This is a genomic window from Niallia circulans NBRC 13626, assembly GCF_001591585.1.
Classification (GTDB): Bacteria; Bacillota; Bacilli; order Bacillales; family Cytobacillaceae; genus Niallia; species Niallia circulans.
The window spans coordinates 155233-168722 of the sequence record NZ_BCVE01000005.1 but is presented as its reverse complement, the minus strand read 5'-3'; the positions used below and the strand labels follow the sequence as shown (position 1 = coordinate 168722).

Annotated in this window: 9 protein-coding genes and 1 pseudogene; 9 read left to right on the top strand and 1 reads right to left on the bottom strand. The window is 34.0% G+C overall.

Annotated elements, in window-relative coordinates:
* Positions 1–370 precede the first annotated feature (370 nt).
* The 7 genes and pseudogenes from treP to BCI01S_RS25215 all read left to right on the top strand — a co-directional run.
* Positions 371–1771: a PTS system trehalose-specific EIIBC component gene (treP, locus tag BCI01S_RS08385; protein WP_047944416.1), complete on the top strand. Its 1401-nt coding sequence runs from the start codon at positions 371–373 to the stop codon at positions 1769–1771.
* 338 nt (positions 1772–2109) lie between these two features.
* The gene (locus BCI01S_RS08380; protein ID WP_047944415.1) at positions 2110–3750 is read left to right on the top strand and encodes a sensor histidine kinase; all 1641 of its coding nucleotides are present in this window, start codon (positions 2110–2112) and stop codon (positions 3748–3750) included.
* 7 nt (positions 3751–3757) lie between these two features.
* Entirely contained in the window at positions 3758–4522 is a 765-nt protein-coding gene (locus BCI01S_RS08375; protein ID WP_047944414.1) for a response regulator transcription factor, read from the top strand.
* Between the two features lie 95 nt (positions 4523–4617).
* Positions 4618–5646 carry an ABC transporter substrate-binding protein gene (locus tag BCI01S_RS08370; protein ID WP_047944413.1) on the top strand — a complete coding sequence of 343 codons (1029 nt, stop codon included), beginning with the start codon at positions 4618–4620 and terminating at the stop codon, positions 5644–5646.
* 24 nt (positions 5647–5670) lie between these two features.
* Positions 5671–6753, top strand: a complete 1083-nt coding sequence (locus tag BCI01S_RS08365) for an ABC transporter ATP-binding protein (protein ID WP_047944412.1) — start codon at positions 5671–5673, stop codon at positions 6751–6753.
* Positions 6754–6756: 3 nt separating this feature from the next.
* Positions 6757–8418, top strand: a complete 1662-nt coding sequence (locus BCI01S_RS08360) for an ABC transporter permease (RefSeq protein ID WP_047944411.1) — start codon at positions 6757–6759, stop codon at positions 8416–8418.
* A gap of 855 nt (positions 8419–9273) precedes the next feature.
* Positions 9274–9387 (top strand): annotated as a pseudogene (locus BCI01S_RS25215) (excalibur calcium-binding domain-containing protein); the annotation flags it as partial.
* 98 nt (positions 9388–9485) lie between these two features.
* On the opposite strand, the gene BCI01S_RS08350 reads toward BCI01S_RS25215, so the two are convergent.
* Positions 9486–10874, bottom strand: a complete 1389-nt coding sequence (locus BCI01S_RS08350; RefSeq protein WP_061798088.1) for a PTS transporter subunit EIIC — start codon at positions 10872–10874, stop codon at positions 9486–9488.
* A 300-nt stretch (positions 10875–11174) separates the two neighbouring features.
* Here BCI01S_RS08350 and BCI01S_RS08345 point away from each other — a divergent pair, with 300 nt between their 5' ends.
* A complete protein-coding gene (locus tag BCI01S_RS08345; protein WP_047943818.1) occupies positions 11175–12374 on the top strand; it encodes an enolase C-terminal domain-like protein in 1200 nt (399 codons plus the stop codon).
* Positions 12375–12491: 117 nt separating this feature from the next.
* Positions 12492–13208: a GntR family transcriptional regulator gene (locus BCI01S_RS08340; RefSeq protein ID WP_235844466.1), complete on the top strand. Its 717-nt coding sequence runs from the start codon at positions 12492–12494 to the stop codon at positions 13206–13208.
* Positions 13209–13490: the final 282 nt, after the last annotated feature.

Below are 13490 nucleotides of genomic sequence, written 5' to 3'. Positions count from 1 at the left end.
TGGTCCATTGTAAGTATTTGCTTTCCAAACTCAAACTATTGAAACATACCTGAAATACTACAGAAAAGAATTAATATCTTCTCCATTCAGCTATGGAAGGTTGGCAGGTTTTAATATCATCAACAAATAAAATACTATTCTACTTACTTAATCTTCTGCTTGTGTTAGGACTACTAATAGGATTTATTTCTCTAATCTAATGGAAAAAAATACTATTGTAAACGTATTATCCTTTTTATTGACAACTTGTATATACATCTATATCATTAGTTTTATGACATGTATATACAAGATTCGACAAGATTTGCAAACGTTTTTATTAGTATTGGAATAGAATTTACTTTCATCATAGAATAGGAGGACGTAAGAAATGAGCATAGATAAACAGCAGGTTAGTAATATAATTGAAGCGATTGGCGGCAAAGAGAATATTTATGCTGCAACGCACTGTGTGACCAGATTACGATTTGCATTAGCAGATGAAGCAAAAGTAGATAAAGAGAAGCTTGAATCATTAGATTTAGTGAAAGGGTCTTTTTCGACAAATGGTCAATTTCAAGTAGTAATTGGTCCAGGTACGGTGGAGAAGGTTTATAAAGAGTTAATCAATCAAACGGGTGCATCCGAAGGGTCGAAGGATGATGTCAAAAAAGCCTCAGAACAAAATTTAAATCCATTACAGCGTGCTGTAAAAATGTTAGCTGATATATTTATTCCGATTTTGCCTGCGATTGTAACAGCTGGTTTACTAATGGGAATCAATAATGTCTTAACAGGTGAAGGTATCTTTTTTGAGCAATCGGTGGTTCAAGCGTTTCCACAATGGGCAGACTTTGCTAGTATTATCAATTTAATAGCTAATACAGCGTTTACTTTTTTACCTGGTTTAATCGGCTGGTCTGCAATGACTAGATTTGGCGGCAGTCCTTTATTAGGGATTGTGCTTGGATTAATGCTCGTTCATCCTGATTTATTGAATGCATGGGGATATGGAAAGGCAGAAGAAATACCGACATGGAACATTTTTGGCTTAGAAGTAGAAAAGGTTGGCTATCAAGGTCAAGTTTTACCAGTCCTGCTTGCTTCCTATGTTTTAGCTAAGTTAGAAATTTTCTTAAGAAACAGAATCCCAGATTCCTTTCAAATGTTATTCGTAGCACCTATTGCTTTACTTGTAACTGGTTTTGTATCATTTATTGCAATAGGTCCAATCACATTTTTTATCGGAAACATGATTACAGATGGAGTTGTAGCAATCTTTGATTTTGCGCCAATTTTAGGTGGATTAATATACGGCGGATTATATGCACCGCTTGTTATTACTGGTATGCATCATACCTTCTTAGCAGTAGATTTGCAGTTGATCGGAAGCACTGGAGGAACATTTCTATGGCCGATGGTTGCTTTATCCAATATTGCTCAAGGGTCAGCAGCACTTGCCATGTTGTTTATATTAAAAGATGAAAAATTAAAGAGTTTGTCAGTAACTTCAGCTATCTCCGCGTATCTTGGTGTTACGGAGCCAGCGTTGTTTGGTGTTAATCTGCGCTTCCGCTTTGCCTTTATTTCGGCCATTATTGGATCTGCTATAGCTGGTGCTTTTATTTCTATCCAAGCAGTAAAAGCACCTTCAATAGGAGTAGGCGGCTTGCCAGGATTCCTGTCCATTTTCCCTAATAATTGGGGAGCATTCTTTATTGGAATGGCCATTGTAATAATCGTCCCATTCCTTTTAACAATATTATTTGCAAAAGTGCGCAAGGCGCAATAAATAGTAGAGTATTTATAACAGAAGGTATCAATGATTCCTATTGATATCTTCTGTTTTTATTTACATAAATGACTAAGCAAAAAAAGTGAAAAGAAATCTATGCTTCTTTTTATCTTATATGGTGAAGAATTCATTAATATGCGACTTACAATATGATCCTGAAAGTCATATAATTCGCATAGAACAATCCTATTTATCTTGAATTGTCTCTTCTGCTGTTTTTGGTATTTAATAGTTTGTGAGTATCGTTTTTCAAATTACCTTTCCAATTTTTAATTATCTTGGTAAAGTAGTCGTAACAATAAGGAGTTAGTAGAGAAAGGTGGGTGAATCATTTTTTGAAAACGTTTAAATTTAAAGATAGATTACGAAAGGAAATTATGGTAAGTTCGCTTATTACTATCTCGCTGGCTTCCTTGGTGATTTTTGGAGGACTATTTGGCTACTATTACTATTCAATCAACCAAGAAATAACAGAAGAAAGGGAAAGGATTACTAAACAGTATAAAAGTATAACTAGTTACCTTGATGAAAATTTAGAAATGTACAGCGAAACCATATTTGCAAGATATGTAGATGGAAAATTAACTGATAGAGATTTATATGAAGAGTATTATCACCTTCTAAGCAGAAAGGAAAGGAATGTCAGAATTCGGTTATTATTATTGGATAAAAATAAAAATTTATTATTTGATAGTGAGAAGAAAGAAGATATTAGGTTGATCTATTTCTTAAATACGGTAGTGGATAATAATCCATTAGAGGAAAAAGTTATACGTCGGATATTTATGACTCCTCAAAGAGAGCATACCTTATTATCTTTAAAAAAGATAAAGGAGGATTCCTATACGATTGGATATGCTGCCTTTTTAATGAATGGAAATGATTTTCTGCAAAACTCTTCAGGAAATGGAACCCAATATCTACTGTATGATAATTATCATAATGTTTTCTCCAGTAGCTCATTCGAATTTTTAAAAGGATCTTTAGAAAAAGTAAGTTCAGAAGTAAGGGATGGAAATTTCCAAAGTGAAGAAGGGAACTATTACTCCAAACATAGACTGCTGGAATCAAATATGAATTTAATTGTTTATAAAAAATTAGAATCACTAAACATATTATGGCGCTTTTCGTTTAGCATCGTCATGATTTTGGTTTTCTTTTTATTACTTTTTTCTCGTTATTCCTCTAAAAAGATTGCTTACAATAATTCTAGATATGTGGAATTTATATCCAATGAAATGAAAAAAGTAACAAATAATAAAAACTATCGCTTTAAGATAGAGTCAAAAGATGAATTCCAATTTTTGAGTGAAAATATAAATCAAATGCTCGATGAATTAGAGGAATTAAATCAAAATAACATTTCTTTACTAAAGGAAAATGTCATCTCAGAACGCAAAATGCTAGAGGCGCAATTTAATCCTCACTTTCTGTATAATACATTGGAAACGATACGAGTAGCAACTTATTATGATACAGAATTAGCTAACAAATTAATCTTAAATCTAAATACCATTTTGAGATATAGCATTTCCAAAATGAATGAAGTAGCAGCCATTAAAACCGATATGCTTTATATTAAAAACTATTTGGAAATTTGCAAAGAACGGTTTGAGCGATTTACGTTTGACATAACGATAGAGGAACAAACAGAGGAATTCCTCATTCCGAAATTGTTAATTTTGCCAATAGTAGAAAATAGTATCAAATATGGATTTAGAGATAGAAGCGATTTACATTTATCAATTAATATCCTCAGAACTGGGGAAAGTTTGACGATACAAATAAGCGATAATGGAGGAGGTATAGATGATAGTACGTTAGTTAAAGTAAATTCAAATGTATTTAAGAAAAGTGGGAACCATCATGGCCTATATAATGCAAAGAGAAGATTATTATTAATGTACCCAAATTCTTACTTCAAAGTAAAAAGTCCTGGGGAACATACGACTGTAATTATGAAAATCAGGGAGTGAGAGAAAAGTGTACAGAGTTCTCATTATTGAAGATGAAAAGTTAATAAGAAAATGGCTGCGTTATGGTTTTGATTATGAATCAGTTAATTGCGTAGTAATTGGAGAAGCAAGTGATGGGGAAGAAGGAATTGAACTTATAAATGAACTAAAGCCTGATATTGTCATTACAGATATTAATATGCCAAGAAAAAATGCCTTTCAAATGCTTGAAGAAACAAAATATCTTATTTTTTCAAAAATTATTGTCTCGGGATATAATGATTTTCCTAATGCAAAAAAGGCAATTTCTTATGACGCAGTTGAATTTATTGTAAAACCGATAAATGAATCAGAATTAAAAGAAGCTATCAGAAAAGCAGGGTCAATGGTAGATATATTGAAACTGGAACAAAAGGAAAAGCAGAAAATAGACGATATGATTAAGGGGTTAGCACATTCATCTTTTGAGGGTCATTATGATCATTTAGTTAAGCAGATGATTCAATATATTGAGAAAAATTACGCAAAAAAGTTTACTTTTAATGCAGTGTCAAATGAACTGGGATATAGCTCATCTCTTCTTTATAAGAAATTTAAAGAGGAAACCAAACAAACTTTTAATGAATACCTGAATCAATATCGAATAAAAAAATCAATTGAAGAGGTTCAACGCGGAGAGTATAAAATTTATCAAATAGCTGAAAAAGTTGGTTTCACTGATTATAAGTATTTTAATCAAGTGTTTAAGAAATACACAGGATATACTTGTACTGAATTTTTGGAGAGAAAGTAGTGTAGAATTTTCTCTGAATTTATAGAATAGTACCATTTGAAAGCGTTTGCTTATATATTATCCTAAACATATCAATGATAAGGAGAGGATAATAAATGAAAAGATATTGGAAAATGTTCATTTTAGTAGTTGTGGGTGTATTAGCACTAACTGCTTGTTCATCTGAAGAGAAAGCGGGAGAAGGAGCATCGGATAAATTAGTTATTTACACACCAAATTCAGAAGGGTTAATTAATGCGACAATCCCTGCATTTGAAGAAAAATATGGAATCAAGGTTGAGTTAATTCAAGCTGGTACAGGAGAGTTATTCAAAAAGTTGGAAAGCGAAAAAGACTCTCCAGTGGCGGATGTAATGTTTGGAGGAACCTATACTACTTATGCTCTTCATGGAGAATTATTCGAAGAATATGTTTCTGCTGAAAACGAAAACGTAATAGAGGAATATCGTAATACTAATGGATATTCTACTCCATTTACTTTAGATGGAAGTGTACTTGTTGTAAATAAAGATCTGACAAAAGGAATGGATATTAAAGGATATGCTGATTTATTGAATCCCGAGTTAAAAGGAAAAATCTCTACAGCTGATCCAGTTAATTCATCAAGTGCATTTTCTCAATTAACGAATATTTTACTTGCAAAGGGCGGATATGATTCAGATGATGCCTGGAATTATGTAGAAGATCTCTTTACAAATATAGATGGAAAAATCAACTCTAGTTCTAGTAATGTATATAAAACAGTGGCAGATGGAGAGATGGCAGTTGGGTTATCTTATGAAGATCCGACAGTGAAGTTATTGAATGATGGAGCGAATGTTGAAATTATTTATCCAGAAGAAGGTACGGTTTTCTTACCTGCAAACTCAGCGGTTGTAAAAAATGCCAAAAATATGGATAATGCGAAAAAATTCCTTGATTTCATTATTTCTAAAGATGTTCAAGAGGTACTAGCAAAATCAACAACTAATAGACCAGTTAGAGATGATGTAGAAATCGGAGAAAATATGAAGCCGCTTGCAGATATTAAGACATTAACAGAAGACTATGAATATGTTATTAAGCATAAGGATGAAATTGTCCAACATTATAATGAAATATTTGTTGATATTCAATCTAAATAATGAGAGGCCAGGAGGTGAAAGAGAATGAGTTTTATTAATATAGAGCATGCCAAAAAGGAATATGGAGGAGTAGCGGTAATTCCAGATCTAACCCTGAACATAAAAGATGGATCTTTATTTACCCTATTAGGTCCATCTGGATGTGGGAAAACAACCTTACTGAGAATGATAGCTGGTTTTAATTCAATAGAAGGAGGAAACTTCTATTTTAATGAGAACAGAATAAATGATAAAGAACCAAGTAAAAGAAATATCGGAATGGTATTTCAAAACTACGCAATCTTTCCTCATTTAACGGTAAGAGAAAATGTAGAATTTGGTTTAAAACAAAGAAAACTTACGAAAGAGGAAATCCAACAGAGGACGACTCAATATTTGAAATTAATGCAAATTGAGCAATATAGTGAGCGGAAACCAGAAAAATTAAGTGGTGGACAACAGCAGCGTGTTGCGCTAGCACGTGCATTAGCAATAAATCCTGATGTACTACTGATGGATGAACCGCTAAGTAACTTAGATGCTAAATTAAGACTTGATATGCGCCAAGCTATTAGGGATATCCAAAGAGAAGTGGGAATAACAACCGTATATGTTACCCATGATCAAGAAGAAGCCATGGCAATTTCAGATCAGATTGCTGTTATGAATAATGGAGTAATTCAGCAAATTGGAAGTCCGAAAGAATTATATCACCGCCCTGCTAATGAATTTGTTGCTACCTTTATTGGGAGAACTAATATACAAGAAGCGAAACTAGTTTCCACTGGAGATAGTGCCACAATAGAGTTCGAAAATGGTTTTAATCTTCCCTTTGATGAACTAGCCAGCGAACATAGTCAAAGAGTTAGAGTGAGTATTAGACCAGAGGAATATGTAAGAACAAAGCAAAATCCTGATACTATTCGTGGCGTAATAACTGATAGTGTCTACCTAGGAATGAATACGGAATATTTCATTCATCTGGATACAGGAGAAAATATTCAAGTAAGTGAAGAGTCAACATTTGAAGAGGATTTGAAGGCTGGGGATGAAGTCTGGCTGGCGATAAATAAACAAAAAATCAATATATTTACTGATGATGGTTCACGTAATTTATTGGGGGTGTAAATAATGAGAAACAAGTTTAAATTTAATATTTGGACCGGATCCTCCTTATTTATCCTTCTTACGTATACCGTTTTCCTTATATATCCGGTATTAATGATTTTAATACAAGCGTTATTTATAAATGGTTCCTTTTCATTAAAATACTTTGTTGAGTTTTTCTCTAAAAGTTACTACTCGGAAACATTAATCAATAGTTTTAAAGTTTCTATTTCTGCAACGTTCTTTGCATTAGTAATTGGAATAACTTTAGCTTATTTATTTTCTATGTTTCAGTTTAAAGGAAAAAAAGTGCTGCAAGTATTAATTATTATAGCTTCCATGTCAGCACCCTTTATTGGTGCCTACTCATGGATCCTATTATTAGGAAGAAATGGAGTCATTACTAAATTTTTAGTGGAATATCTTCATTTTCCTCCATTTGATATTTACGGATTTTCTGGAATAACCCTAGTTTTTACTTTGCAGTTGTTCCCGCTGATTTTCTTATATGTTACGGGTGCCTTCAAGAGTATTGATAATTCGATTTTAGAAGCAGCTGAGAGTATGGGATGTACAGGAATAGCTCGGTTTTTCAAAGTGTTATTACCACTGTTGATTCCTACCATTTTAGCAGGAGCTTTACTAGTTTTTATGCGGGCGTTTTCTGATTTTGGAACCCCGATGTTAATTGGAGAAGGTTATCGAACTTTCCCGGTGTTAATTTATACGCAGTTCATTAGTGAGGTAGGAGGAAATGCAGCATTTGCAGCTTCTTTAGCTATTATTGCAATTGTTATTGCCTTAGTAATATTTTTAATTCAGAAGTATGTGTCCAATAAAAACTCTTTTAGTATGAGTTCGCTTCACCCTGTGCAGCCCAAAAGTATGAAAGGATTTAAGAAACTTTTTGTTTATATAGTAGTTTATGGCATTGTATTTATTGCGATGCTGCCACAATTTTACCTGATGTATACCTCGTTTTTAAATACAAAAGGGATGGTATTTCAAGAGGGATATTCTTTTAATAGTTATATAGAAGCATGGGATAGAATGGGATCAGCGATAATTAACACGATAAGGATACCTTTCTTAGCCCTAGTAATAGTAGTTATTTTTGCTATCTTTATTTCTTATTTGGCGGTAAGGAAACGTAACCTATTTACATCATTGATTGATAGTTTAAGTATGATTCCTTATATTGTTCCTGGCACTGTTTTAGGAATAGCCTTATTAGCATCATTTAATACGGGAATAGGTGGAAGTGGAATAATCGCAATTACTGGTACAGCGTTTATTATGGTTATTTCTTTATCTATTAGAAGATTGCCGTATACGATAAGATCATCAGTAGCCTCCTTACAGCAAATTCCACCTTCTATTGAGGAAGCGGCTGAAAGTTTAGGCAGTAGCCGGTTAAATACTTTTATCAAAATAACCGTTCCAATGATGTTGCCTGGCATTATCTCTGGAGCAATATTGAGCTGGATTACCATGCTTTCAGAGCTTTCTACGTCCATATTGCTATATACGGTGAATACCAAAACAATGACAGTAGCAATTTATACGGAGGTAATTCGGGGGAATTATGGTATTGCAGCAGCACTGTCTACAATATTAACGATAATAACAGTTCTCTCTCTCTTAATATTTATGAAAGTATCTAAAAATGATAGTATTACGCTATAACTTTTGCCTATAGATTAACGAGTAGTTGTTTAAGAGAAGTAGATGCAAATCAAAGAGGCTCCCATCTCATCAAATCTGCGTTATATTGGTTTTGTGAGATCGGAGTTTTTTGTATTAAGATAGTAAAATTAAAGGAATATGCAGACTTTGTCGAAAGAATTTTATAGAAATATAGGAAAAACTACCGATAGTAAATTGGTGGGATTTACTTCTTAATGACTACTTTTCAAGTTATAGGAAGAGACTCCTAAATATAATTTTTTGGAGGACAGCATGATTGGCTTAGGACTTATAGGATTATTATTAATGGTATTTGCGCTTATTTATTTCGTTATCTATTTACTTAACAAGGTGAGAGGCAGAAATCCAATTCTTTCAAAGAAAATATTTTATTTTTCCTTAATTGGTGGTTTCTTATTAATGATTCTTTCGGCTTCTTTTCTTGATACAGGAACTCAAGGACAATTACAAGAGGCAAATGGAAAGAATAGCAAATTAGAGTCAAAAGTAAAGGAATTAAAAACAAAAGCAAAAGAGCTTGAAAATAAAGTCGTAGAACTAGAATCAGATAAAGAAAAACTTACAACTGAGCTAAGTGATACAAAAGCTAAGCTCTCTGATAGCAAGAATCAAGAAAAGGAATTTGCAGAATATAAAAAATCACAAGAAGAAAAAATTGCTAACTTAGAAAGTGAAAAGAAGGAGCTTGAAGAAAAAGTAAATAACTTAGAAGACAAAGTGGCTGCGGCGAATACACCATCAAATTCTTCAACGAAAGCTTCGAATTCTGGCAGTACTGCTAGTTCAAAAAATAATAATGCAACTGCTTCTACTGTTAATTCAAGCAATAATAATTTTGCTAATTGTACGGAATTAAGATCTGTCTATCCAAATGGGGTACCAAGCTCTCATCCTGCTTATCAGTCTAAAATGGATAGGGATAAGGATGGGTATGCTTGTGAGAGATAAGAAATCTTTCATTAATTGATACATATTTTAATTGTACTATACATTCTTATGATTAATAGCTGTCTCTTTGTAGAGACAGCTATTTTAGTAGCTAGCATTTAAAGCTTCTGTGTATCAGAAACAGGCTCATTTACATCATTAGTATCAGCTTTTTTAATCGTAAAGTAGGCAATCAAGAAAGCGGTTCCGATGGCAATAATAATTCCAGCTATCGCATATGGGAAGTAAGGACCAACATAGGCAACTAGACTTACGATACTAGAAAGGATATAGCCATATATTCTCACTCCAGCAGCGGCAAAGAAGGTTGCAGCAATGGCACTTCCGATTGTACATGCAATAAATGCTTTTTTATTTTTAATTAATACACCGAATAAAGCAGGTTCTGTAATGCCGAGTAGTGCTGATATAGTTGCAGAAATGATAATCGATTTCTCCATTTTATTTTTTGCTTTAAAGAACATAGCAAAGGTTGCTCCAGCAATTGCCATATTGGTCATAAACATCATTGGCATTAACATATCATAGCCTTTATCGGCGAAGTTTTGCAGGGCGATTGGCGTGATAGCATGATGCACGCCGAATACAATTTCAATGGGTCTTGCTCCTCCCATTACAACACCAGCTACTATAGGCGAAATATCAAATAAAAGTTCGATAACATAAGCCAATGCCTTACCGACATAACCACCCAATGGTCCTGTGACAATTAAAGAAAAAGGAATAGCAATAAATAGAGCCAACGTAGGTGTAAATACCGTGCGTAAAACATTTGGCATGAAACGATCCACCCATTTGTGAATATGACTTAACGCCCAAACCGAAAGGATAACAGGTATAACTGTACCAGAATAATTAATAACTGGAATCGGTAACCCGATAAATTGAAATTGACTTATTTCTCCTAATTTAGCTGCATCCAATAAGGTTGGATACATCAATCCTCCAGCGATGGCAATAGCTAAGTATTGATTGGTTTTAAAGATTTTTGCTGCTGATGCTGCTAAAAAGAATGGTAGAAAGTAAAAGACACCGCTTGCAACTAAATCTAAAATAGTGACAGTTTCACTTTCCTTGGAAAGAATATTTAAAGCAATGAGTCCAGCCAATATCCCCTTTATCATTCCAGCTCCGGCAATAGCAGGAACTATTGGTCCGAAAACACCTGAAACAACATCTAGTAATCTGCCAAAAACTCCTTTTTTCTTGTCACCCTCTTGTGCTTCTGACTTATCCTCATCTATTCCTAACTCATCGATGATTGCTGTATAAAATTTTTGCACATGCGTACCAATAATGATTTGATATTGATCGCTTTGTAATTGTTCTCCGATTACTCCATCCAGTTGTTTTATTTGCTCTCTTTTTATTAACGACTGGTCATATAAATCGAAGCGTAAACGAGTCATACAATGCCAAACTTTTTTAATATTACTGTTACCGCCAACGTATTCAATGATCTTTGAAATCGTGTCTTTTTCCCTCATAGTTTCATAGCATCCTTTCCTTTTACATAAATGCGGAAAACGTATAACTGCACTTTGATTTGACAAGGAAATCATAGCACAGCTCTTTCATTTTTGAAAACGGTTTAAAAAAACCAAAAAAATGAAGAAATCCTTATAAAATAAGGCGTTTATTCGATTTTTTTATAAAATTGGTATGGTAAATTAACGCTATATTATGACTTGCCTAACCAAATTGACGCTTCATTTTTCCTATGTTTAAATTTAAGTATTAATTGGCTTTGATTTGACAAGAAGAAGCAAAGAGAGAAGGAGATTTTGGTGGAACCGACAATCATAACAGATATAAAATCTTTTGTAACCAATCCACATCGGCATAATTTAGTTGTCGTGAAAGTGGAAACTGATAAAGGGATTTACGGATTTGGATGTGCAACCTTTCAGCAGCGGCCTTTAGCAGTTCAATCCATTCTTGACGAATATCTTAAACCTTTACTATTAAATAAAGATGCCAATCATATTGAAGATTTATGGCAGATGATGATGGTCAATTCCTATTGGCGCAATGGACCGGTAATGAATAATGCGATTGCCGGCATCGACATGGCCTTATGGGATATAAAAGCAAAGCTTGCTAATATGCCTCTTTATCAATTGCTAGGCGGAAAATCTAAAAATGCGATTGCCGCATATACCCATGCAGACGGATTAACACTTGATGAACTTTTTGCCAATGTAGATGAGTTAATCCAAAAGGGATATCGTCATATTCGTTGCCAGTTAGGAAAATATGGTGGGAAAAATCAAAAAATGCATTTGACGAACGAACTAAGTGAAGGGGAATATTTTGATCCAGATATTTATATGACAGATGTCATTACCATGTTTAAGGCACTTCGTGAAAAATATGGCTATTCTATTCACTTCTTACACGATGTTCATGAACGGTTATTTCCAAATCAAGCCCTTCAGTTGGCAAAAGAACTGGAACCATATAAGCTTTATTTCTTAGAAGATATTTTGCCGCCTGATCAAAATGAATGGCTTTCCCAACTAAAAGCACAATGTACGACACCTATTGCGACGGGAGAACTTTTTAATAATCCAATGGAATGGAGAAATCTAATCGTTAATCGACAAATTGATTATATACGATGTCATGTTTCCCAAATTGGTGGAATTACCCCAGCACTTAAGCTAGCTGCTCTTTGTGAAAATTTTGGTGTACGCATTGCGTGGCATGGGCCTTCTGATATGACGCCAATTGGGGTGGCGGTAAATACGCATTTAAATATTCATCTTCATAGCGCGGCTATTCAAGAGATTCAGGAACCAGATGAAACGACAATGAAAATGTTCCCGCATTCGGTAAAAGTGCATGAAGGTTATATTTACCCAATTGAAAGAGTGGGAATTGGCGTAGAATTTGATGAGGAAATGGTGAAGGAATACCCTGTTATCTATCGTAAACATGAGTGGACACAAGCACGAATACCAAACGGTGCTATTCATACACCATAATAGAAGTTAAGAGAGAGGTCTTAGTAAAAGGGATCTGTCTCTTTCTTTTATTTTTAAGAAATAAATATATGTTAGAATGATGGGGCGGATGAAACCTATTCTGTTTGAGAGGTAATAATGATGAAAAAAAGAGACTTTATAGCAGAAGATATTTTAAGTAAGATTTATCAAAATAAATACAAAGCCGGCGAAAAGATCCCAACGGAAAGAGAACTGGCAAAACATTATGATGTATCAAGATACACTATTCGTGAAGCACTAAAAAAGCTTGTGAATATAGGGTGTGTAAAAGTTATTCAGGGTTCAGGAATTTTTGTAAAGGAAACACGATATAAAAGCCCTTTAATATATAATTCACTCACAGAAAGAAAGTTTAAAGATATCCAATCAAAAATTATCTATTTTAAAAAAATAGAGGCAGATCATGCATTAGAAAAAATATTTGACTTAAGTGGTAAAAAAACAAAAGTATGGGAGTATAAACGCGTTCGTATTGTGGATTTTCAAAAAATGCAAATAGAAACAACAAGACTTCCTTGTGCCTATTTCCCAGATTTAGAGGAGGAAGCAGTAAAAAACTCCGTTCATGAGTATGTCCAGCAATGTGGCTATCAAATCTCTCATTTTATTACTACCTATAGTGCTATAAATGTCAGTAAAGAAGATGCCGAGCTGCTTAATTGCAAAAAAGGTACAGCTGCTATGAAGATTTTTAATAGAGGAATTCTGCAGAATGGCACCGTTTTTGAATATAGTGAGATGATAAATTTGGACTACTCCGTTTCTTATTTCACTCCATTTAATCCATATAGTCATCAGTATAGGAAGAATTAGGGGGAAATATTTGTTTTTTCCTCCAAAGGAATAGGGACTGTAAACAATGTCCCTTCAGACAGTAGATAAACTCCTGTATTTTGGAAATAGAAGTTTGAGTAAAGTATAGATTATTAATGTCTTTGAATTAGGGTGTTGTTTTCCGCTCCGGGGGTTCGCGCTGAGCCGCGGTCTGCCTTCAGCCTGCAGGGTCTCAGGCTGCCTCGCTATCTCACCCCCCTCTGCTCCAAGCAACGCATGAAAATGGGTTTCTACTTCTTCCATATCTTTTTGTCGACAAAC